Genomic DNA, 23,129 nt, shown 5'->3' with positions numbered 1-23,129 from the left:
CAGAGGCGTTCCTTCTTTTGATTGATCGCAGGTACCGCATCCGCGGATACCGCCACCCGGAGATTGAGTTGATGATGCATTCCACGATCCGCATGCCGGCCCGCCGGCTGCTGAGCACCGCACTGGTCAGCTGCCTGATGCTGGCTGCCGCCCCGAACGTCATGGCGCAGTCGGCCAACGCCAGCCTGCGCGGCCAGGTGGCCGGCGCCCAGGCCGGTTCGGAAGTCACCGCGACCAACGTTGCCACCGGCACCGTCCGTCGTGGCACCGTGCGCGCCGATGGCACCTATTCGCTGATGGGCCTGGATCCGGGCACCTATGACGTGGCTGCCAACGGCCAGACCCAGAAGGTCACCGTCACCGTCGCCTCGACCTCCACGCTGAACTTCAGCGAGGCCGCCGCCGGCGGTACGTCGGGTGGCAGCGCCGCGACCAACCTGGACACCGTCAACGTCGTTGCGCCGACCCTGCTGCAGGAAGTGCGCACCTCCGAAGTCGGCAAGACCGTCAGCCTGCAGCAGATCCAGACCACCCCGCAGGTGTCGCGCAACTTCCTGGAGTTCGCCGACGCGGTGCCGGGCCTGATCTTCACCCGTGATGCCAAGGGCAACACCTCGCTGCGCGGCGGTGCGACCAACTCCGACGGCACCAACGTCTACATCGATGGCGTGGGCCAGAAGAGCTACGTCAAGGGCGGCGGCGTGGCCGGCCAGTCCGGCAGCGCCGGCAACCCGTTCCCGCAGCTGGCGATCGGCGAATACAAGGTCATCAGCGGCAACTACAAGGCCGAATACGGCCAGGTGTCGAGCGCGGCAGTGACCGCTGCGACCAAGTCCGGTACCAATGAATTCAAGGGTGAGGCGTTCTACCGCTACACCGACGAAGACATGCGCGCCAAGACCCCGGCCGAGCGCCAGGGCGGCAAGGACAAGATGGTCTCGGCCGAGAAGGAATACGGCTTCGCCCTGGGCGGCCCGATCATCCAGGACAAGGCGCACTTCTTCGTGACCTACGAAGCCAAGCGCTTCGACCTGCCGGTCACCATCGCGCCCGACGGCGCCGTCACCAGCGCTGCCAGCCTGCTGCCGGCCGCCGGTGCCGCGGGCCTCGGCCCGGCCAGCCAGCCGTTCCAGCAGGACCTGATCTTCGGTAAGGTCGACTTCGAGCCGACCGACAACGACCGCATCGAGCTGACCTTCCAGGACCGCGACGAAACCCAGTCGCAGTTCAGTGGCCAGACCTCGCCGGAAGCCGGCCGTGAAGTGGTCAACACCGACCGTCGTTACGCCCTGCGCTGGAACCACAGCGGCGAGCGTTTCTACAACGAAATGATGGTCACCCACGAAGATTCGTTCAACAACCCGACCCCGCTGACCCTGGCCAACGGCATCACCTACACCGCACCGGACGGCACTGAAGACCGCACCGTGGTGAAGATCGGTGGCGCCTCGGCACTGGATTCGCAGGTGAAGGGCCAGAAGGGCTGGTCGATCGAAGACAACCTGACCCTGGACGGCATCCAGTGGGCTGGCGACCACACCATCAAGATGGGCGTGAAGTACAAGGCCATCGACCTGTACGCCTCCGATGCGGCGCAGATCAACCCGACCTTCACCTACAGCCTGGGCGATCCGGACTTCCCGGACTCCATCCCCTACAAGGCGCAGTTCGTCAAGCCGGTGACCGGCGTGGACGGCGTGTCCGGTGAAGTGCGTTCGAAGTCCAAGCAGTACGGCGTGTTCATCCAGGACGACTGGCAGGTCAACGACCACCTGCAGGTCAACCTCGGCCTGCGCTGGGATTATGAAAAGACCCCGGCGTACCTGGACTTCGTGACTCCGCAGGCCGTGGTCGATGCGATCTACTCGCAGGACCCGCGCGCCCCCGCCGGCCAGACCTACGCCGATTCGCTGGCGCTGGGCGGCCTGGACATCAGCAACTACATCAGCAACGGCCACAACCGCAAGGCGTTCAAGGATGCCTGGCAGCCGCGCCTGGGCTTCTCGTATGACATCAACGCCGACGAGCAGCACGTGATCCACGGTGGTGCCGGCCGTTCGTACGACCGCGACCTGTTCGACAACCTGCAGCTGGAAACCACCAAGCTGGCCCTGCCGCAGCCGACCATCTACTTCCGCAACCCGGCTACCGGCACCTGCATCAACGGCCAGGCCGCCTGCTATGACTGGAACCCGAACCTGCTCAACGGCATCGGCAACCTGCAGGCCCTGGTCGGTTCGACCAGCAATGCCGGCCTGGAAGTCGACCTGCTCAACAACAACCTGAAGGCCCCGTACTCGGATCAGTTCAGCCTGGGCATGAGCAACCAGATCGGTGACTGGCTGACCGACGCCACCATCGCCCGCACGTTGAGCTACGACGGCTTCGCCTTCACCCTGGGCAACCGTTACCCGACCGGCCAGTTCTTCGATGACCCGCGCCTGTGCGGCGGCACCGAACCGGGCCTGAGCCAGGCCTGGAGCTGCAACGTGCCGGGCTTCGGCAGCCTGATCATCGGCCAGCAGGGCATCAAGACCCGTGCGACCCAGGTCCTGCTGTCGGCGCAGAAGCCGTTCACCAAGGAAAGCGGCTGGGGTACCTCGATCGCCTACACCTGGACGACCGCGCGCCACAACCGCGACATCAATGAGAAGTACGCCTTCGACCGCGGCCTGATCGAGGATTACCCGACCATCCGTTCCAACGGTGCACCGCGTCACCGCCTGGTGGTGACCGGTTCGTACGCTGGCTTCTGGGGCATCACCTTCGGTGGCAAGATCACCCTGGCCACCCCGACCGCCGTCAACGACTGGTACCCGATCCCGCAGGCCAGTGGCTACAACCTGCCGACCCCGCAGGCTGCCGTGCCGAACGCCAACGGCAAGTTCCTGCTGGGCGGCAAGATCTTCGGCTACCGTTCGGTCGACCTGCAGGCGACGAAGACGTTCAAGATGCCGGGCGACACCGAGATGTACGCGCGTATCGACATCATCAACGTGTTCAACTTCGACAACTTCTCCACCTACAACTACATCAAGACCAACGGCAAGCTGCAGGCCAGCTACAACGAGACCGGCGACATCATCGGTACTCCGCGCCAGGTCAAGGCCGAAGTCGGCTTCCGCTTCTAAGCAGTGATGTACCGCAACACCCCGATGCCAGTGGTCCGCCGCTGGCATCGGGACCTGGCAATGGCCGGCCCCCGGGCCGGTCCATTGTCCAGCCCCCTGCACCGTTGCGATGACGGGGCAGGGGACTGGACAATGGCAGCAGTTCTCCGGCCACGTTTCGTGGTTTTTTAAGAGTTCGGTTTGTAAACGATTTCAGGCCATTGGACGTTATGCTTTCCCATCGATCAGCTCTCCGGAGGAACCGCGCCATGCAGGCACGCCACCTGTTGACCGCCGCTGCGATGACCCTGGCCATCGCCGCCTGCAAACCGGCCCAGCAGGAGCCTGCCAAGCCCAAGCCGCCGGTGATCCTGCTGGAGGCCGACGCACCGCCGCGGCCGATGAAGCCGGAACTGCCGCCGCTGTTCGATGACATCGAGCGCCGCACGTTCCAGTTCTTCTGGGACACCACCAACGAACTCAACGGCCTGACGCCGGACCGCTACCCGTCGCGTCCGTTCGCCAGCATCGCCTCGGTCGGCTTCGCCCTGACCGCGTACCCGATCGGGATCGAGAACGGCTGGGTCAGCCGCAACCAGGCAATCGACCGCACCCTGACCACGCTGAAGTTCTTCCGCGACGTGCCGATGGGCCCGCAGCGCACCGGCAAGGCTGGCTACAAGGGCTTCTATTACCACTTCCTGGACATGCAGGAAGGCCGCCGCTACGACAGCTGGGTCGAGCTTTCCTCGGTGGATACCGCGCTGCTGATGATGGGCGTGCTGTTCGCCCAGTCGTACTACGACGGCGAGGACTCGCGCGAGAAGGAGATCCGGCAGATCGCCGACCAGCTGTACAAGCAGGTCGACTGGCCGTGGCTGCAGCAGCGTGCGCCGCTGATCTCGATGGGCTGGTTCCCCGAGAGCGGCTTCATCGACCACGACTGGATGGGCTACAACGAGGCGATGATGGTCTACATCCTCGCCCTGGGCTCGCCCAGCCACCCGGTCAGCCCGGATGCGTGGACGGTGTGGACGCGCACCTATGACAACGACTGGGGCGTCTACCAGGGCCAGGAATACCTGTCCTTCGGCCCGCTGTTCGGCCACCAGTACAGCCATGTCTGGATCGACTTCCGCGACATCCAGGATGCCTACATGCGCGAGCGTGGCAGCACCTACTTCCTCAACAGCCGCTCGGCCGCGCTGGCGCACCGCGAGTACGCCATCGCCAACCCGATGCAGTGGAAGGACTACGGCGAGAACGTGTGGGGCCTGACCGCCAGCGATGGCCCGCAGAACACCACCCAGGAATACCGTGGCGAGCAGCGCCAGTTCCGCCATTACTCCTCGCGCGGCGCCGGCCTGCGCGAGAACTTCGATGACGGCACCATCGCCCCGACCGCGGCGATCTCCTCGATCGTGTTCGCGCCCGAGGAAGTGATCCCGGCCACGCTGGAGATGCACAAGCGCTACGGCGACTACATCTATTCCAGCTACGGCTTCCTGGATTCGTTCAACCCGAGCTTCAACTACGACATCCCGATCAAGACCGGCCGCATGGTGCCGGACCGCGGCTGGGTGGCCAGCGATTACATCGCCATCGACCAGGGCCCGATCCTGACGATGATCGCCAACTACCGCAACGACTTCGTCTGGGAAGTGATGAAGAAGAATCCCTACATCCGCAAGGGCCTGGAACGGGCCGGTTTCAGCGGTGGCTGGCTGGCCCCGGAAGGGTCGTTCCAGCCGCTGGTGCTGGAGAAGGATGAGAAGGCCGCGGCCGCACGCGCGGTCGGTATCGCAGAATCACGCGCGGCTGCCGCGCAGGAACAGAAGAACAATGCCAACCGCAACACAGGCCAGGGGAAGTAACAAGGTGCACGACTGGATTGACCGCCTGCGACGCTGGGCCCTGCCTGCGATGGCCGCACTGGCCATGGCCGGCTGCGCGCGCACCGAGCAGGGCACCACCACGGTCCGCTTCTGGGCCATGGGCCGCGAGGCCGAAGTGGTCAGCGAACTCATCCACGAATTCGAGGCCGAGAACCCCGGCATCAAGGTGGATGTGCAGAACATTCCCTGGACGGCCGCACACGAGAAACTGCTGACCGCGTTCGCCGCCGACGGCCTGCCCGATGTCTGCCAGCTCGGCAACACCTGGGTGCCCGAGTTCGCCGAGCTCAACGCGCTGACCCCGCTGCAGCCGTTCGTGCAGCACTCGTCCGTCGTCGATCCGCAGGATTATTTCCAGGGCATCTGGGATACCAACGTGATCCACGGCGAGCTGGTGGGCGTGCCGTGGTACGTCGATACCCGCCTGATCTACTACCGCAAGGACCTGCTGGCGCAGGCCGGCTTCGACCATCCGCCGCGTACCTGGGCGGAGTGGGACGAGCAGATGGCCGCGATCAAGAAGATGCAGGGCCCGAACCGCTATGCGGTGCTGATGCCGATCAACGAGTTCGAGCAGCAGCTGTCGCTGGCCCTGCAGCAGCCCGATCCGCTGCTGCGCGACGACGACACCCGCGGCAACTTCTCCAGCCCCGGCTTCCGTCGCACCCTGGCCTTCTACGGCAACATGTTCGAGCAGGGCTGGGCGCCGAAGATGTCCGAGACGCAGATCTCCAACGTCTGGGATGAATTCTTCCGCGGCTTCAACGTGTTCTACATCTCCGGCCCCTGGAACATCCGCGAGTTCAAGAAGCTGCAGCCCAAGGAACTGGAAGGGAAGTGGGGCACCGCCGCCCTGCCGGGCCCGGACGGTCCGGGCGCCGGCATCGCCGGTGGCACCAGCCTGGTGATCTTCCGCAAGTCGCAGCAGAAGGAAGCGTCTTGGAAGCTGATCGAGTTCCTGTCGCGCCCGGAAATCCAGGCCCGTTTCCATTCCATCATCGGTGACCTGCCGCCGCGTCGCAGCACCTGGAACGCCCCGTCGCTGGCCAACGATCCGCTGGCCGCCGCGTTCCGTGACCAGCTGGAGCGCGTCAAGCCGACGCCGAAGGTGCTCGAGTGGGAGCGGATCGTGCAGGAAATGCGCATCGTCACCGAAAAGGTGGTGCGTGGCGGCATGCCGCAGGACAAGGCCGTGGAAGAGCTGGACCAGCGCGTGGACAAGGTGCTGGCCAAGCGCCGCTGGATGCATGAACAACAACGCCTGCAGCGCAGCGATGCCCCTTCGGGCTCGACCAGTGCAGTCGCGGCCGGGAGCCCGCAATGAAACGTTCGTCCCTCGCCGGCTGGATCTTCGCCGGCCCCTCGCTGATCGTGCTGGGCGTGTTCTTCGGCCTGCCGGTCGCCTCGGCGCTCGCTCTGAGCGTGACCGACTTCGACCTGTACGCGCTGGCTGACGGCGCCAACCTGCGCTTCGTCGGGCTGGGCAACTACATCGACCTGCTGCAGACGCCGATGTTCTGGAAATCGCTGTGGAACACCACGTATTTCGTGGTGATCGGCGTCCCGCTGTCGATCAGCGTGTCGCTGGGCGCGGCAATGCTGCTCAATGCGCCGGCCGCCCGCTTCAAGGCGCTGTTCCGCACCGCGCTGTTCGCCCCGGTGGTGACCACCCTGGTGGCGGTGGCGGTGATCTGGCGCTACCTGTTCCATACCAGCTATGGCCTGGTGAACTACGGCCTGGGCCACATCGGCATCAGCCCGATCGACTGGCTGGGCGACCCCAACTGGGCGATGCCCACCATCATGCTGTTCGCCGTGTGGAAGAACTTCGGCTACAACATGGTGATCTTCCTGGCTGGCCTGCAGGCCATCCCGCATGACCTGTACGAGGCCGCGCGCATCGACGGCGCCTCGCGCTGGAAGCAGTTCCTGCACATCACCCTGCCGATGCTCGGCCCGGTGCTGCTGGTGGTCGGCGTCATTACCGTGTCCGGCTACTTCCAGCTGTTCGCCGAACCGTACGTCATGACCCGCGGCGACCCACTGCAGAGCACCGTCAGCGTGCTGTATTTCATGTTCGAGGAAGGCTTCAAGTGGTGGAACCTGGGACGCGCCTCTGCCGTGGCGTTCCTGCTGTTCCTGATCATCCTGGCGGTGACCACCGTGATGCTGCGTTTCGGCCGCAAGAGGCAGTTGGTATGAGTCGTGAGATCGGCCAGTCGCGCTGGCACCCGTGGATGATCAATGGCGCGTTGCTGGTGCTGGCCCTGGTCAGCCTTGCTCCGCTGTTGTGGATGCTCTCGGTGTCGTTCATGCCGCAGGGTGAGGCGACCCATTTCCCGCCTCCGCTGCTGCCCTCGCACGTCACCACCCACAACTACACCGAGCTGTTCGCGCGCACCGGCATGGGCGGCAACTTCGCCAACAGCCTGCTGGTGTCGGTGGCGATCACCTTCGGTTCGCTGCTGCTCAACACCATGGCCGGCTACGCGTTCGCCAAGCTGAACTTCGTCGGCCGCGAGCGCCTGTTCCAGGTGCTGATGGCTGCGCTGGTGATCCCGGCGCAGGTGGCGATGCTGCCGCTGTTCCTGCTGATGAAGCAGCTGGGCCTGGTCAACAGCTTCGGCGGCGTGATCGTGCCGGCGCTGGCCAGCGTGTTCGGCATCTTCCTGGTGCGCCAGTACGCCCGTTCCATCCCGGACGAGCTGCTGGAGGCGGCCCGCATCGACGGGGCAGGGGAGCTGCGCATCTTCTTCCAGATCGTGCTGCCGATGCTCAAGCCGGTGCTGGTGACCCTGGCGATCTTTACGTTCATGGGCGCGTGGAACGATTTCATGTGGCCGCTGATCGTCTTGACCGACCAGGAGCACTACACTCTGCCGGTGGCGCTGGCCACCCTCTCGCGCGAGCACATCATGGACGTGGAAATGATGATGGCCGGCGCGGTGGTCACCGTGGTTCCGGTGCTGGCCCTGTTCCTGGTCCTGCAGCGGTACTACATCCAAGGTCTGTTGCTGGGGAGCGTCAAGGGATGAAGCGAGCGATCGCCGTTGGATTGGGCCTGTTGTGGACCTCCCTGGCGATCGCCGCACCACCGGCGCTGCCGGCGCCCAAGGTGCTGGATGACTTCGACGACATCAGCGCGTGGAAGCTGGTGCTGTCCGACCAGGTCAGCGGTTCGCTGCGGCCGGTCAGCGGCGCCAGCGGCGGCCGCGCGCTGTGCCTGGACTACGACTTCCACAAAGTCTCCGGCTATGTGGGCATCCGCCGCGCGCTGAACATCGAATACCCGGCCAATTACCGGTTCGGGTTCCAGCTGCGCGGTGATTCCCCGCGCAACGACCTGCAGTTCAAGCTGATCGATGCCAGCGGCGACAACGTCTGGTGGGTCAACCGCCCCGGCTACAGCTTCAACAAGGCCTGGACGCCGGTGGAATACCGCCGCCGGCAGATCGACAAGGCCTGGGGCCCGTCGGCCGAAAAGGAGATGGCGCGCAGCGCCGCGGTCGAGTTCACCATCTACAGCAAGGTCGGTGGCCGCGGCACCGTGTGCTTCGACAAGCTGACCCTGCAGGGCCTGCCGCCGCAGGACGATTCGGCGCTGATGCCGTCGGTGATCGCCGATACGGCCACCGCGCTGCAGGACCGCATGATCGACGGCAAGAGCGATACGTTCTGGGTCAGCGGCGGGGTCAAGCAGCAGACCATCAGCCTGGACCTGCACAAGAGCCGCGAGATCGGCGGCGCGGTGATCGACTGGCTGCCCAACCTGGAGGCGACCCGTTACGTCGTGCGCACCTCCGAGGACGGCCGTGACTGGCGCACCGTGCGCGAGGTCACCGGTGGCGGTGGCGGTCGTGACTGGCTGGCGCTGCCCGATACCGATGCGCGTTACGTGCGCTTCGACCTGGAAGACGGACCGAACTGGCGCTACGGCATCCGCGATATCGCGCTGAAGCCGCTGGCGTTCGCGGCCACGCACAATGCCTTCCTGTCCTCGGTCGCCGCCGACCTGCCGCGCGGTGCGCTGCCGCGTGCCTACGTCGGCGAGCAGCCGTACTGGACCCTGCTTGGCCTCGATGGCGGCCAGGAACAGGCCCTCATCAGCGAGGATGGTGCGCTGGAGCCGGCCAAGGGCAGCTTCAGCATCGAACCGTTCATCCGCCTGGACGGCAAGCTGCTGGACTGGTCCAGCGTGGCCGCCACGCAGTCGCTGCAGGACCGTTACCTGCCCATCGCCACGGTCGACTGGGTGCATGAGAAGGCCGGCCTGTCGGTGACCAGCTTCGTGCAGGGCACGCCCGACCGCGCCCAGCTGATCGGCCGCTACCGCCTGAGCAACCCGGACAAGGTCGCCCACGAATACACCCTGGCGCTGGCGATCCGCCCCTGGCAGGTCAACCCGCCGACCCAGTTCCTCAACACCACCGGCGGCTTCAGCCGCATCGAAGCGCTGGACGTCGGCGACCAGCTGGTACGGGTGAACGGCGAGCCGCGCATCTACCCGCTGCAGGCTCCGGACGCACGCTTCGCCACCACGTTCGATGGCAAGCTCGATGCGATGCACCTGGCCTCGGGCAAGTTCCCGGCGACCACGGCGGTGAAGGATTCCACGGGCCTGGCCTCTGGCGCCCTGCTGTACACGATCAAGCTCGAACCGGGGCAGAGCCGCGAGGTGGCCGTGGTGCTGCCGCAGACCGGCGGCTGGAAGCCGCAGGCGCTGGACGTGGCCAAGGCGCAGCAGCAGGTCGCGGCGATGTGGCGCGACAAGCTGGGCGTGGTCAGCCTGCAGGTGCCGGCAGCGGGCCAGCCGCTGGTGGAGACCCTGCGGACCGCGGTGGCGCACATGCTGATCTCGCGTGTCGGCCCGCGCCTGCAGCCGGGCACCCGTTCGTATGCGCGCAGCTGGATCCGCGATGGCGCGATGATTTCCGAAGGCCTGCTGCGCATGGGCCGCAGCGATGCCGTGCGCGATTACGTGACCTGGTATGCGCCGTTCCAGTTCGAGAACGGCAAGGTGCCGTGCTGCGTCGATTCCCGCGGCAGCGACCCGGTGCCGGAGAACGACAGCCACGGCGAGCTGATCTACAACATCGCCGAGTACTGGCGCTACACCGGCGACGGCACCTTCCTGGAGCTGATGTGGCCGCATGTGCAGGGCGCCTACAGCTACATGGAGCAGCTGCGCGCGAGCGAGCGCACCGAAGAGAACCGCGCGCGCAATCCGGCCTTCTACGGGATGATGCCGGCCTCGATCAGCCACGAAGGCTATTCGGCCAAGCCGATGCACTCGTACTGGGACAACTTCTGGGCGCTGCGCGGCTACAAGGATGCCGCGCAGGTGGCCGCCCAGCTGGGCAAGCTCGAAGCCATGCAGATCAGCGAGTCGCGCGACCAGTTCCGCGACGACCTGCAGGCCTCGCTGCTGTCGGCCATGCAGCAGCACAGGATCGATTACCTGCCCGGTTCGGCCGAGCTGGGTGACTTCGATGCCACCTCCACCACCATCGCGCTGGCGCCGGGTGGTGAGCAGGGTCGGTTGCCGCAGGAAGCGCTGGAGGCGACCTTCGAGCGCTACTGGACCGAGTTCGTCGCACGCCGCGATGGCAAGCGCGAATGGAAGGATTACACGCCGTACGAGTGGCGCAACGTGGCGGCCTTCGTGCGCCTGGGCTGGCGCGACCGTGCCTGGCAGGCCACCCAGTTCTTCTTCAAGGACCGCGCGCCGCAGGCCTGGAACCAGTGGGCCGAAGTGGTCTCGCGCACGCCGCGCAAGCCGTTCTTCGTCGGTGATCTGCCGCATGCCTGGGTGGCGTCTGACTTCGTCCGCTCGGCGCTGGACATGTTCGCCTACAACCGCGACGCCGATGAGGCGCTGGTGCTGGCTGCCGGCATTCCCACCGCCTGGTTCCAAGGGGATGGCATCGCCGTACAGGGCCTGCGCACGCCGCAGGGCCAGCTGAACTACCGCCTGCAGCGCAGTGACAAGCATCTGGTGCTGGACCTGCAGCCGGGCCTGGTGCCGCCGCCAGGTGGCGTCGTGCTGCCGTGGCCGTACAGCGGCGAACCGGGTGCGGCCACCGTCAATGGCGAGCCGGCCGAATGGAGCAACCGCGAACTGCGCGTGCACCAGCTGCCGGCGCGGATCGAGATCGACGTGCCAAGCGCGGTGCGCCGCGCAGAACGCAAGGGGCAGTAAGCATGGCGTTGAAGCAGGGGAGGGCGCGCGTGGCACTGCGCGCCCTGGGGCTGGCAATCGCATTGGCGTTGCCGGGGTTGGTTATGGCGCAGCAGTCGAGTGAATCTGCCGTTGCGGAGGTATCGGCCGCGCCCGGCATGGGCATGGTGACCTTCAACCTGCACCATGACCGCGAGGACTGGCCGACCCGGCGGCGCACGATCGTCGCTGAGCTCAAGCGCCTGCAGCCCGATGCCATCGCCCTGCAGGAAGTGATCCAGCGCCGCAACGTGCGCAACCAGGCACAGTGGCTGGCCAGCCAGCTCGGCTACAAGTACGTTTTCGTTTCCACCGATCCGGTGGGTGCGCCCAAGCGCTATGGCAACGCCCTGCTGACCCGGCGCCCGATCCTGGCCCACGGCGAGCACCTGCTGCAGCCGCTGGATGACTACCGCACCGTGGCCCACCTGCGCATCGACGTGGATGGGCAGCCGGTGAACGTCTATGCCACGCATCTGAACGAGCGCAGCGATGAGCGCGGCCAGGGCATCCGCCGCAGCCAGGTGGAAGACCTGCTGCGTTACATCAGCGAAACCTCGGCCGGTGCGCCGGTGGTGATTGCCGGTGACTTCAACGCGCTGGTGGATGCGGGCGACCTGAGCGAGCTGCGCAGCCACTACGGCGACAGCTACGGCAGCGTGCACGTGAACACCGATCTGGCCGGTGTGAGTACGTTGAACCGGCACTATTACCAGGCGCCGTCGCGCATCGACCACATCTTCTTCCAGCAGGACCGGATGGTCGCGCGCGAAGCGAAGATTCTGTTCGACCAGCCCGACGACAGCGGTCGCTGGGCGTCGGACCATTACGGGGTCTGGACCCGCCTGCAGTTCGCCCCGGCACGCTGACGCCGCAGGGTTTCACGCTCTGGCAGGTGCCAAGCTTGATTGGCACGGGCGTGTCCGCATGCATTGAATTAAGGTGGCATCCACCAACGCGGCGGCAGACGCACAAACAGAAACGGCGGGGATCATCGATCCCCGCCGTTTCGTTTTACGCGATCAAAGAACGATCAGTTTGCCGGCGGCGTGCGCTTGGTGGCTTCTTCGTCTTCGTCCGATGCCTGGGCATCCGCGGCCTGGCTGGCCGAATCGGCATGGCCATCGGCCACCGGGTCGATCGACGGCGTCACCACGGCTTCGGCCACCGGTGCGGCAGCTTCGACCGGCGCGGCTTCCACAGCCACCGGCGCGGCCGGCTGCTCGACGACCGGTGCGGTTTCGACCACCGGGGCGGCCTCGACGACCGGCTTCGCTTCCACCACCGGAGCGGCTTCAACAACCGGAGCGACCTCGGCCACGACCGGAGCGGCTTCAACCACCGGGGCAGCTTCAGCAATCACCGGCTTGGCTTCGACGACCGGAGCCACGTCCACCACCGGAGCGGCTTCGACGACCACCGGTGCCGGCGCGGCCACCGGGGCCACCGGAGCTTCCGGCTGGGCCGGGGTTGCAGCGTCGATCTGGTCCAGCATGCTGGTCTGCACCGGCTGCTGGGCCGGCTCGGCCTTGATGACCGGTGCCGGAGCTGCGGCTTCCTGCGAAGGAGCGACTGCTTCGACCACGGCGCTGCTCACGGCAACCACCGGGGCGGCAGCGGCAACGGCGACCGGTGCACGGGCGGGCTTCTCAGCTTCCACGGCCACCGGCTCGACTTCGTCATCGAAATCGAATTCTGGCTGCGAGCGCGACGGCTGCGCGGCGGCGACCGGCGCGGCCTCGGCGGCAGTGTCGGCAGCCTGGTCAGCGCTGTCGTTGTCATCGGCTTCGTCACCGTCGTCCTGGTCATCGCCCAGGGCATCGGTACCGGCGGCATTCTCGGCGCCACCACGGCGGCGACGACGGCCACCGCGACGGCCACGACGGCGGCGGGTCGCGCCTTCGCCGGCCTGTTCGCCTGCGGCATCGGTCGCAGCATCTTCGCCGGACACGGCAACCGCGTCGGCGTCAGTGCCTGCGTCAACGCTGGCATCGGCCACCGGTGCAGCATCAGTCGCCACCACGGCGGCGACCGGTGCAGCCGGTGCCACCGGAGCGGCCGGTGCAGTGCCTTCCTGCGCGGTCACTGCGTTGGCGGCGACGACGGTCGCGGCCACGGCGGCAGCCGCGGTTGCGGTATCGACCGGTGCTTCGGCGGCGGCGCGCTGCGGCTTCTCGGCCGGCTTCTCGCCGTCCTGCTGCGGACGCGGCTGCTTCGGCTGCTTCAGCTTCGGCTGCTGCTGCGGGTTCTGGCCCTGCTGCTCGTTGCGCGGCTGCTTCTGCTGCTGCGGCTGCTGGCCGTCCTTCTGCTGGGCGTCCTTCTGCTTGCCCTGCTGCGGCTGCTGCTGGGCATTGCCGTTGTTGTTGCCGCCCTGGCGGCCGTCCTTGCGCTGCTCACCGCGGTCCTTGCGGTTGCCGCCGTCCTTCTGCTGCTGCGCATTGCCGTTGCCGCCGTTGCCGCCGTTGCCACGGCTGTCGTCGCGACGGTCCTTGCGGTCCTTGTTGCGATCCCTGTTGCGGTCCTTGCGGCCGCCATCCTGCTGCGGCTGGCGGGCAGCCGGGGCCGGAGCGGGGGCCGGAGCGGACTCGCCACCGAAGATGCGCTTCAGCCAGCCAACCACGCCGCCACTGGCGGCCGGTGCCGGGGCAGCGGCGACCGGTGCCGGGGCCGGAGCGGCCACCGGTTCGGCTTCGGCACGCACCGGGGCCGGTGCGGTGTGCTTGACCTGGGTCACGGCCGGCGGCGGGATGTTCAGCTGGCCCTTGGTCAGGGCGTGCACCGGCAGCTTGCGCGGGGTGCCACGCTGGTAGCTCGGCTTGTTGCTGTCTTCACCCAGCTCGTTCTCGCGCAGGCGGGTCACGTTGTAGTGCGGGGTGTGCAGCTGCTCGTCGGCGACGATCACGATCGGCGCTTCGTGGCGCTGCTCGATCTCGCGCAGGGCGCTGCGCTTCTCGTTCAGCAGGTAATTGGCGATCTCCACCGGGGCCTGGACCAGCACCTGCCCGGTGTTCTCCTTCATCGCATGCTCTTCGGCGACGCGGATGATCGACAGCGACAGCGACTCGACGCTGCGCATGCGGCCGTGGCCGTCACAACGGGGGCAGACGATCTGGCTGGATTCACCCAGGCTCGGGCGCAGGCGCTGGCGGCTCATTTCGAGCAGGCCGAAGCGCGAGATGCGGCCGACCTGGACGCGCGCGCGGTCGTACTTCAGCGCGTTGGCCAGGCGGTTCTCGACTTCACGCTGGTGCTTGTTGGAGGCCATGTCGATGAAGTCGATGACCACCAGGCCGCCCAGGTCGCGCAGGCGCAGCTGGCGGGCCACTTCCTCGGCCGCTTCCAGGTTGGTCTGGAAGGCGGTGTCCTCGATGTCGCTGCCCTTGGTGGCGCGCGAGGAGTTGACGTCGACGGCGGTCAGCGCTTCGGTCTGGTCGACCACGATCGAGCCGCCCGACGGCAGGCGCACGTTGCGCTCGTAGGCGCCTTCGATCTGCGATTCGATCTGGAAGCGGTTGAACAGCGGGATGTCGTCCTTGTAATGCTTGAGCTTGCGCAGGGTCTGCGGCATCACCTGCTGCATGAACTCGCGTGCGTGCTCGTACATCTCCTCGGTGTCCACCAGGATCTCGCCGATGTCGGCGCGCAGGTAGTCACGCAGGGCGCGCACGATCAGGCGCGATTCCTGGTAGATCAGGAACGGGGCCGGCTTGCTCAGGGCAGCTTCGGCGATGGCGCGCCAGACGTTAAGCAGGTAGTCCAGATCCCACTGCAGCTCTTCGGCATCGCGGCCGACGCCGGCGGTGCGGATGATCACGCCCATGTCGTCGGGGATGTTCAGCTTGTCCAGGGCGTCCTTCAGGGCGGCCCGGTCTTCGCCTTCGATGCGACGGGAGACACCGCCCGCGCTCGGCGAGTTCGGCATCAGCACCATGTAACGGCCGGCGAGGGAGATGAACGTGGTCAGGGCGGCGCCCTTGTTGCCACGCTCTTCCTTGTCCACTTGGACGACGATTTCCTGGCCTTCCTTCAGCAGCTCGCGGATGCCGGCCTTGTTGTGGTCGACGCCGGCCTGGAAGTAGTCGCGGGAAATTTCCTTCAGCGGCAGGAAGCCATGGCGGCCACCACCGTATTCGACGAAGGCCGCTTCCAGCGAGGGCTCGATGCGGAAGATCCGGCCCTTGTAGATGTTGGACTTCTTCTGTTCCTTCGCCGGCTGCTCGATATCGATGTCATACAACGACTGGCCATCGACGATGGCAACACGCAGCTCTTCGGCCTGCGTGGCGTTGATCAGCATTCGCTTCATTGTTGCGTTCCTCGCAAGCGGCTACCGCGCGGAACGCCATGGGGTTTCGCCTCTGGACACGGTTCACCGCCCATTCGCGCATGCGCGGGGAGGGCGGCTTGGGTTTCCAGCGCTACGACACCACGGCAGGCCGCGGGAGCGCTTCACTTTTCTGGTTTTGGGGTGTTACAGGGCCGGAGGCAGCTGTCAGCCAGGCTGGAGCGCCACACGGGACATGTTCAGCACGGTTGCGTGTCAGGCATCCGGCGATGGCCGGGAAGGCCGGTGAGCCGCTAACATGGCCGCCCCGCGGGCGGTGGTCGCGCACTGTGCCGGATTCGTCGGAAGCTGGGCTTCTGGCCCTGAGTAACTTCCAACAAAATCAATCCCTTATCTCGCCCCCCGAGTGTAACAGAATAAACAGCCAGATGACTGCCTCAGACCCCACCAAGCCCGCTGGCGACAAGCCTTCCGTGCGCATGATCACCGTTCCCGAGGACCGTGCAGGCCAGCGCCTGGACAATTTCCTGCTGGGCCAGCTCAAGGGCGCCCCGCGCAGCCTGGTCTACAAGCTGGTGCGCAGCGGCCAGGTCCGCGTGAATGGCGGCCGCGCCAAGGCCGAACGCAAGCTGGAGGCGGGCGACGAGGTGCGTGTGCCGCCGGTTCGTCTCACCGAGGAAGGAGACAAAGCGGGTCCGCCCGAGTCCTTCATGCGCCGGCTGGAGCAGGCCATCGTCTTCGAAGATGCGCGCCTGCTGGCCCTGAACAAGCCGACCGGCGTGGCCAGCCACGGCGGCAGCGGCATCAGCTTCGGCGCCATCGAGACCTTGCGTGCCCTGCGCCCGGGGCAGACCCTGGAGCTGGTCCACCGGTTGGATCGCGACACCTCGGGCCTGCTGATCGTGGCCAAGAAGCGTTCGGCGCTGAGCGAGCTGCAGGCGCTGCTGCGTGAAGACCACGGCGCCGGCATCCGCAAGCGCTACCTGACCCTGCTGGCCGGCCGCATGCCCGACGGCGTGATGACGGTCGACGCGCCGCTGCACGTCGGCCTGCGCCAGGGCGGCGAGCGCCACGTGCAGGTCAACGCGATCGGCAAGGAATCGATCAGCCACTTCCGGGTGCTGGAGCGCAAGGGCGGCCATTCGTACTGCGAAGTGCGCATCGAGACCGGCCGTACCCACCAGATCCGAGTGCATGCCCAGCATCTGGGTCATCCGGTGGCCGGTGACGACAAATACGGCGATCCGGCAGTCAACAAGCGGCTTCGTGAGCAGATCGGGCTGAAGCGCCTGTTCCTGCACGCGGCCTCGCTGGAGTTCGCGCTGGACGCCGGCAAGACCCCGTACGTGCTGAACGCACCGCTGGCCGACGAGCTGGTGGAAGCGCTCGACCGCCTCGGGTAAGCAGTCCTTGTAGAGTCGAGCCGTGCTCGACTGCTCTTCGGCCGGGCGCCGCGGAAAGCCAGTCGAGCAAGCTCGACTCTACTGCCGGGCATGGCCTGACGCTACCTGGGGTCGGTAGATCCACGCCACGCGTGGATGCGCCTTTCGGGGCCACTCACCACTTGAACAGCACCAGGCTGATCGCCAGCGTGCCCATGCCCGCCACCAGCCCGTACACGGTCTCGTGGCCCTTGGCATAGCGCTTGGCCGCCGGCAGCAGCTCATCCAGCGCCAGGAACACCATCACCCCGGCAATCAGCCCGAACACCCAGCCGAACGTGGCGTGCGACAGCGAGCCCTTCAGCAGGAAATAGCCGAGCACCGCGCCCACCGGCTCGGCCAGGCCCGACAGCAGGCTGGCCATGAAGGCGTGCAGCTTGCTCTGGGTGGCGAAGTACACCGGCACCGCGATGGCGATGCCTTCGGGGATGTTGTGGATGGCGATGGCGAAGGCCAGTGGCATGCCCACCGACGGGCTTTCCACCGTCGCGAAGAAGGTGGCCAGGCCTTCCGGGAAGTTGTGCGCGGTGATCGCCACCGCCGTCAGCAGGCCGACGCGCTTGATGTAGGCCTTGCTGTTGTCGCGGAACGCCGGTTCCTTCGAATCCAGCGTCTCGTGCGGGTTCGGGATCAGATGGTCGATGGCCACGATCGCCAGCACGCCCAGCAGGAAGGCGATGGTTCCCCAGGTGAAGCCGCCGCGCGCGCCGTAGGCCAGGGCGAACGATTCGATCGATTTGTTCAGGATTTCCGACAGCGAGACATACACCATCGCGCCGCCGGCAAACGCCAGGCCGAACGCCAGCAGGCGCGGGCTCGGGCGGCGCGAGAACAGGACCAGCAGGCTGCCGATGGCCGTCGCCAGGCCAGCGGCGAGGGTGACCGCGAGCGCGATCCAGAAGTTTTCCGGGGAGATCTGCAGCATTTACCGACGCGTTCCTGATCGTTCAGCAGCCGCCCCGGGTCAGGCCGGGGCGGCGGGGGCAAGGCGGGCGTCGGCTGGCCTGGTCGCTACGTCGGCCTTCAGCCGCCGCGGCGCATCCGCTCTTCAACGGCGAAGCACTGGTCCGGCTTCGGCTGCGGCGGGTTGAAGCTGACCGGCACCTGGATGGTGGCGGGCACGGCCTGGCCATTGCGGGTGGCGGCCTTGAACTCCCATGCCTGGACGGCGGTCTTGGCCAGGTCATCCAGCTGCGGGTTGCCGGCGCCGGTCAGCAGCAGAACCTCGCTGGGGCGGCCATCGGTGCCGATGGTGACCTTGAAGGTGCTGGTGCCGCCCACGCCGGTGCAGGCCAGCTCCATCGGGTACTGCGGCGGCGGGGTCTTCACCGCGGCCACCTCGGTGGGCGGCGCGGCCGGCGGTGCCGGCGGCTCGGACGAACCGCAGCCGGCCAGGCCGGTGGCGGCGAGCAGGGACAGGCTCAGCAGTCGAACATTCATTTCACGTGCTCCGTCAGGGCCGAGGTCTTGGCCGCGCAGATGAAGTCGTTCTCGCTCAGCCCGCCCACGTCGTGGGTGGAGTAGCGCACGACGGCGCGGTCGTAGTGCACGCCCAGGTCCGGGTGGTGGTCCTCGTGGTGGGCGATCCAGGCCAGCGCGTTCACGAAGGCCATGGTGGCGTAGTAATCCTTGAAGCGGAACGTGCGCACCAGCGCCTGGCCGGCCTCGGCCAGTTCCCAGCCCGGCACCTGCGGCAGCAGTTCGGCCAGGCGCGCTTCGCCCAGCTTGTGGTCGCTGCCCTTGCGCGGCACGCAACGCGCCTGTGCCAGCGGAATCAGGTCGGACATGGGTTCCTCCACCTCGAATTGACTGAACAATGCGCCGGCCGGTGTATAAACCGAATGAGCGACCGGCGCTGACTTGGCTAGAATAGCCTGATGATCCAGATCTCCGACACTGCCCAGACCCACTTCCGCAAGCTGATCGAACGCGAGGGCGTGCCCGGCATGGGCGTGCGCCTGAGCGCCGTCGATCCCGGCACGCCGCGCGCAGACGCCCGCCTGGAGTTCGCCGAACCCAGCGACCTGCTCGGTGACGAGTGGGCCGTGGACTGCGATGGCTTCACCCTCTATGTCGACGCGCTCAGCGTGGGCTGGCTCGACGGTGCCGAGATCGACATCGTTCCCGGCACCGCCGGCACCCAGCAGCTGACCATCAAGGCCCCGCGCATCAAGGGCGAAGCGCCCGGCGAGGCCGCCTCGCTGGTCGAGCGCGTGCACTGGGTGGTGGAAAACGAAGTCAACCCGCAGCTCGCTTCGCATGGCGGCAAGGTCGCCGTGCAGGAAGTCTCGGCCGATGGCGTGGTGCTGCTGCGCTTCGGCGGCGGCTGCCAAGGGTGTGGCATGGCCGACGTCACGCTCAAGCAGGGCATCGAAAAGACCCTGATGGGCCGTGTGCCGGGCGTGACCGCCGTGCGCGACGCGACCGACCATGACAGCGGCCACGCGCCGTACATCCCCCGCGGCAACGCCGCCTGATCGCCAACACGTGCCTCTGCCCAGAGCCGAGCAACTGATCGATCTGCTGCTGGCGCGCCAGCAGCACCCCCTCATCCTCGAAAAGCGCACGCGCCTGCCGTATGGCTGGGCGATCTGGCTGCGCTCGCTGAAACCGATCGCGCGGCCGTTCCATGCCAGCGATGTGATCGCGGTGCTGCTGCCACGGCCATTGCCCGGACGGCCCGGGCTGCTGCCGGCCTTGGGCCCGTGGGGCGCGGCGCGGCGCCTGCTGTGGCAGGGATGGGAACCGGCCCCGCGTGACCAGCGCTGGATGCGCTGGACCTCGGCGGTGGTCAGCGCGCTGCTGCACCTGCTGTTCTTCCTGTTGCTGCTGTGGGTGGCGGTGATCCGCACCACCGCGCCGGACGACGCCGGTGCCGAAGGCGAGCGCGTGCAGATTGAATTTGTCGGGCGCGGCGCGCAGGAAGGCGGCGGCGACCAGCCCGGCGCCGAGGCGGCCGCTGCTGCCGAAGCCGGTGCGGTGGCCAGTGGCCAGCCGGCGGGCGAGGCCAGCGCGCCGCGTCCGCAACCGGCCGCGCCTGCTGCAGCCGCACCTGCCCAGGCGAGCAGTGCCGCAGTGACGCCGCCACCGCCGGCGCAGAGCGAGCCCGCACCGCAGGCTGCGCCTCCGCCGACACCGGTGCAGGCCACCGCAGTGGCCGAGGCGACCACCGATTTCGTGGTGCCGCCGGTCAGCGTGCCGCGCACCGAAGTGAACATCGTGCCGCGTGACAGCACGCCCGCCGTGCGCGAGCTCAGCGTGCAGACGGTGCAGGCGCCTGCCGTGCCGATGCAGGTGCGCACGCCGCAGCTGGCCGTGCCTGCCCCTGCGGTGCGCGAGGTACAGGTACAGGAGCGCGAGGTCGCCACGGTGGAAGCACCGGTGGCGCCGCAACCGCTGCGCAGCGCCGAGGTGCAGGTGCGCCTGCCGCAGCAGCGCGAGGTGCAGGTTCGCGAGCGCGAAGTGCAGGCGGTGGTCGACCCGCAGGTGCGGATGGCGGCCGTGCCTGGGCGCGAACCCAGCGTGCGCGCGCCGACCGGCCGTGACGTGCAGGTGCGCGAACGCAGCGTGGCCAACGCGCCGTTCGCGGCGCCGTCTCCCGCCAGTGGTGCCAGCAGTACACCTGCGCCGGCACCGGCGGGCAGCGCGGCCAGTCCGTCCACCGCGAGTGCATCACGCCCGGCCGCCAGCGCGGCGACGCCGGCACAGGCCGGTGCGCGTCCCGCGCCGACGCCGGGCAACTGGGCCACGCCGGCCAAGGGCGACGACTGGGGTGCCTCGGATCGCAACCGCGACGGTGCGCGCAGCGGTGCGGCGCAGGCCAGCTCGCAGGGCGCGGGGCAGGGGCTGTTCAATGCCGACGGCAGCGTCAAGGTGCCCGGCCAGGAAGGCAAGGGTGCTGCCGAGCGCGGCGCGCCGGGTGGGGCCAACGATGGCTGGACCAAGGAACGCATCGCCGAGTCGGGCCGCTGGCTGAAGCGGCCGCCGTACGACTACACGCCGACCTCGTTCGACAAGTACTGGGTGCCGCAGGAATCGCTGCTGGCCGAATGGGTGCGCAAGGGCGTCAAGGCGATGGAGATTCCGTTGCCGGGTACCAGCACGAAGATCTCCTGCGTGATCTCGATCCTGCAGGCCGGTGGTGGCTGTGGCCTGAGCGACCCGAACATGCAGGACCAGCCGGCGGTGGCACGACCGCCACCGGACATCCCGTTCAAGAAAGAACTCCAGGAAGATAACGGCAGCCGGTAACTGCGGACTGTCCGCCGCATGCCGCGCTGCGCGCTCGCCGGGCGTGGCCCGGCGCTACCAGTAGATCCACGCCATGCGTGGATCAGGTCCTCACTCGCTCTGCGAGAGGAACACCCAGAACGGCACGTCGCGCCCGACCCAGTCGCGGCTGGCTTCGTCCATCACGTCCAGCAGCGTGTCGAAGTCCTTCGCCGCGCCCGCGCGCAGCGCATCCACATCGGCCAGGAACAGGGCGTAGCCCGGTGCCGGCAGCCACTGCAGGTCGCGCAGGTTGTCGGCCAGTGCATCCCAGTTGCCGCCGAAGCCGGCTGGGAAATCCAGCTGCGCGGCCAGCCGCGCCAGCAGGGTGCGCTTGTCGGTCACGCCGTGCAGGTCGATGCGGATCACCTTCAGAGAGGCATCGCGCATGGCCGCCGCCAGGTCGCTGATGTCGCCGGTATCAATGGCATAGACGCCAGCGTTGTTGATGTCATGCAGGCCGAGGCCGAAATCGTCGTGGCTCATGGGCGTTCTCCCGGGGCCGGTACGGTGAAGCTGCGGAATGAATCGTAGTGATCGTCGGTGTAGTACCACGCCTGCGGCGGGTCGCCGCCGGTGATGATGCGGCGCGCGCCGCGGTTGGAGGCACCGGGCGTATCGACCGTGTACTCACGGTAGTAACCGCGCGGCCGCTGCGGCAGGCGCTGCTCGCGGTTGCCGAAGGTGGTGCCGTCCTGGCGGTGCGGGAAGGGGCCGCCGCGCTGGATGAGGGCGATGGTCTGCCGCGCCTCGGCAGGCAGGAAGCCGGGCAGGCCATCACTGCGGTCGCTGCCGGCGGCGCGCACGGCGGGCGCGTTGCGGTTGCTGGCGCCCTGCAGGTCCGGCGCGAACTGCGGTGCCGGCGGCCGCTGCAGGAAATGGTTGGCGACCAGCCCAAGCAGCAGCAGGGCGATGGCGGTGATCAACAGCCGGGGATTGCGCATGGGCCGTGGCGGGCGAGGGAAGTGCGTGCACTGTAGCGCCTGCGCGCTGCATCGTGCATGAGGAGCGGTGGCCGCGTCACTGCTGCGTAACAATTGCCAATGCAATCACCCGCAGGACGCAATTTCCTTTACATCCCCCTTGGTAATCTGGCGGTCTGTCCCCATCATTCAACGCGCACCGCCCGACGACGCCGTCGGGTGCCCTCGCTATCAGGAGATGCATCATGGCCTACACCCTGCCCAAGCTGTCCTACGCCTACGACGCTCTGGAACCGAACATCGATGCGGCAACGATGGAAATCCATCACACCAAGCATCACCAGACCTATATCAACAACGTCAACGCGGCGCTGGAAGGCACCGAGTACGCTGACCTGCCGGTCGAAGAGCTGGTGAAGAAGCTGAAGTCGCTGCCGGAGAACCTGCAGGGTCCGGTGCGCAACAACGGTGGTGGCCATGCCAATCACTCGCTGTTCTGGACCGTGATGGCCCCCAACGCCGGCGGCAACCCGGTCGGTGACGTGGCCAAGGCCATCGACAAGGACCTGGGCGGTTTCGACAAGTTCAAGGACGCCTTCACCAAGGCTGCGCTGACCCGCTTCGGCAGCGGCTGGGCCTGGCTGAGCGTGACCCCGGACAAGAAGGTCGTGGTCGAGAGCACCGGCAACCAGGACAGCCCGCTGATGGAAGGCAACACGCCGATCCTCGGCCTGGACGTGTGGGAACACGCCTACTACCTGAAGTACCAGAACCGTCGCCCGGAATACATCGGCGCGTTCTTCAACGTCATCGACTGGAACGAAGTCGAGCGTCGTTACCAGGAAGCCATCGCCTGAGTGCGGTGACAGGCTGAAACGAAGAGGCCGGGGGAAACCCCGGCCTTTTTGTTGTCGTGCGACCGCATCCGCCGGGGCGGGGCCCGCGCGGCCCGCCCCCGGGGGGGGCCCGGGGGGCCACCGCCGGGGGG

At 67.3% G+C, this 23,129-nt stretch carries 17 protein-coding genes; 11 read left to right on the top strand and 6 right to left on the bottom strand.

Features of this window, described 5'->3' with window-relative positions; translation table 11 throughout:
* Nucleotides 1-71 precede the first annotated feature (71 nt).
* From IAE56_RS09740 to IAE56_RS09710, 7 genes are all read left to right on the top strand, one after another.
* The gene (locus IAE56_RS09740) at nucleotides 72-3,131 is read left to right on the top strand and encodes a TonB-dependent receptor (protein WP_200752394.1); all 3,060 of its coding nucleotides are present in this window, start codon (nucleotides 72-74) and stop codon (nucleotides 3,129-3,131) included.
* 248 nt (nucleotides 3,132-3,379) lie between these two features.
* The gene (locus IAE56_RS09735) at nucleotides 3,380-4,984 is read left to right on the top strand and encodes a glucoamylase family protein (RefSeq protein ID WP_200752393.1); all 1,605 of its coding nucleotides are present in this window, start codon (nucleotides 3,380-3,382) and stop codon (nucleotides 4,982-4,984) included.
* Between the two features lie 4 nt (nucleotides 4,985-4,988).
* Nucleotides 4,989-6,329 carry a sugar ABC transporter substrate-binding protein gene (locus tag IAE56_RS09730; RefSeq protein WP_200752392.1) on the top strand — a complete coding sequence of 447 codons (1,341 nt, stop codon included), beginning with the start codon at nucleotides 4,989-4,991 and terminating at the stop codon, nucleotides 6,327-6,329.
* The gene (locus IAE56_RS09725; RefSeq protein WP_116864325.1) at nucleotides 6,326-7,207 is read left to right on the top strand and encodes a sugar ABC transporter permease; all 882 of its coding nucleotides are present in this window, start codon (nucleotides 6,326-6,328) and stop codon (nucleotides 7,205-7,207) included. The genes IAE56_RS09730 and IAE56_RS09725 overlap by 4 nt, the downstream gene beginning before the upstream one ends.
* Nucleotides 7,204-8,040 (top strand): carbohydrate ABC transporter permease, encoded by an 837-nt coding sequence (locus tag IAE56_RS09720; protein ID WP_079222477.1) that lies wholly within the window; start codon nucleotides 7,204-7,206, stop codon nucleotides 8,038-8,040. The genes IAE56_RS09725 and IAE56_RS09720 overlap by 4 nt, the downstream gene beginning before the upstream one ends.
* On the top strand, nucleotides 8,037-11,204 hold the full coding sequence (locus IAE56_RS09715) for a discoidin domain-containing protein (protein WP_200752391.1): 3,168 nt from the start codon (nucleotides 8,037-8,039) through the stop codon (nucleotides 11,202-11,204). The genes IAE56_RS09720 and IAE56_RS09715 overlap by 4 nt, the downstream gene beginning before the upstream one ends.
* Nucleotides 11,205-11,206: 2 nt before the next feature.
* Nucleotides 11,207-12,091 carry an endonuclease/exonuclease/phosphatase family protein gene (locus IAE56_RS09710; protein WP_200752390.1) on the top strand — a complete coding sequence of 295 codons (885 nt, stop codon included), beginning with the start codon at nucleotides 11,207-11,209 and terminating at the stop codon, nucleotides 12,089-12,091.
* A gap of 164 nt (nucleotides 12,092-12,255) precedes the next feature.
* Here IAE56_RS09710 and IAE56_RS09705 read toward each other — a convergent pair whose 3' ends face one another.
* Nucleotides 12,256-15,528: an Rne/Rng family ribonuclease gene (locus IAE56_RS09705; protein ID WP_200752389.1), complete on the bottom strand. Its 3,273-nt coding sequence runs from the start codon at nucleotides 15,526-15,528 to the stop codon at nucleotides 12,256-12,258.
* 407 nt (nucleotides 15,529-15,935) lie between these two features.
* Here IAE56_RS09705 and IAE56_RS09700 point away from each other — a divergent pair, with 407 nt between their 5' ends.
* A complete protein-coding gene (locus IAE56_RS09700) occupies nucleotides 15,936-16,910 on the top strand; it encodes an RluA family pseudouridine synthase (protein ID WP_200752388.1) in 975 nt (324 codons plus the stop codon).
* Between the two features lie 154 nt (nucleotides 16,911-17,064).
* Here IAE56_RS09700 and zupT read toward each other — a convergent pair whose 3' ends face one another.
* The 3 genes from zupT to IAE56_RS09685 all read right to left on the bottom strand — a co-directional run bounded on the left by zupT (nucleotide 17,065) and on the right by IAE56_RS09685 (nucleotide 18,736).
* The gene (gene zupT / locus IAE56_RS09695; RefSeq protein ID WP_108769335.1) at nucleotides 17,065-17,874 is read right to left on the bottom strand and encodes a zinc transporter ZupT; all 810 of its coding nucleotides are present in this window, start codon (nucleotides 17,872-17,874) and stop codon (nucleotides 17,065-17,067) included.
* 98 nt (nucleotides 17,875-17,972) lie between these two features.
* Nucleotides 17,973-18,389 (bottom strand): energy transducer TonB, encoded by a 417-nt coding sequence (locus IAE56_RS09690; protein ID WP_164075433.1) that lies wholly within the window; start codon nucleotides 18,387-18,389, stop codon nucleotides 17,973-17,975.
* On the bottom strand, nucleotides 18,386-18,736 hold the full coding sequence (locus IAE56_RS09685; RefSeq protein ID WP_079222470.1) for a 4a-hydroxytetrahydrobiopterin dehydratase: 351 nt from the start codon (nucleotides 18,734-18,736) through the stop codon (nucleotides 18,386-18,388). Before IAE56_RS09685 ends, IAE56_RS09690 begins: the two co-directional genes overlap by 4 nt.
* Nucleotides 18,737-18,826: 90 nt before the next feature.
* On the opposite strand from IAE56_RS09685, the gene IAE56_RS09680 reads away from it, so the two are divergent.
* Complete coding sequence (locus IAE56_RS09680) at nucleotides 18,827-19,426, top strand: NfuA family Fe-S biogenesis protein (RefSeq protein ID WP_116864319.1); 600 nt, start codon at nucleotides 18,827-18,829, stop codon at nucleotides 19,424-19,426.
* Between the two features lie 10 nt (nucleotides 19,427-19,436).
* The gene (locus IAE56_RS09675; RefSeq protein WP_200752387.1) at nucleotides 19,437-21,200 is read left to right on the top strand and encodes a hypothetical protein; all 1,764 of its coding nucleotides are present in this window, start codon (nucleotides 19,437-19,439) and stop codon (nucleotides 21,198-21,200) included.
* 90 nt (nucleotides 21,201-21,290) lie between these two features.
* Here IAE56_RS09675 and IAE56_RS09670 read toward each other — a convergent pair whose 3' ends face one another.
* Both IAE56_RS09670 and IAE56_RS09665 read right to left on the bottom strand, forming a co-directional pair.
* A complete protein-coding gene (locus IAE56_RS09670) occupies nucleotides 21,291-21,704 on the bottom strand; it encodes a barstar family protein (protein ID WP_108769331.1) in 414 nt (137 codons plus the stop codon).
* Nucleotides 21,701-22,162, bottom strand: coding sequence for a ribonuclease domain-containing protein (locus IAE56_RS09665; RefSeq protein ID WP_200752386.1), 462 nt, complete (start codon nucleotides 22,160-22,162; stop codon nucleotides 21,701-21,703). Before IAE56_RS09665 ends, IAE56_RS09670 begins: the two co-directional genes overlap by 4 nt.
* Before the next feature lie 224 nt (nucleotides 22,163-22,386).
* Here IAE56_RS09665 and IAE56_RS09660 point away from each other — a divergent pair, with 224 nt between their 5' ends.
* Nucleotides 22,387-22,998, top strand: coding sequence for a superoxide dismutase (locus tag IAE56_RS09660; protein ID WP_079222465.1), 612 nt, complete (start codon nucleotides 22,387-22,389; stop codon nucleotides 22,996-22,998).
* Nucleotides 22,999-23,129 lie beyond the last annotated feature (131 nt).

This window comes from Stenotrophomonas sp. S41 (assembly GCF_016624625.1).
Taxonomy (GTDB): Bacteria; Pseudomonadota; Gammaproteobacteria; order Xanthomonadales; family Xanthomonadaceae; genus Stenotrophomonas.
This window is presented reverse-complemented; position numbering and strand designations above follow the sequence as displayed.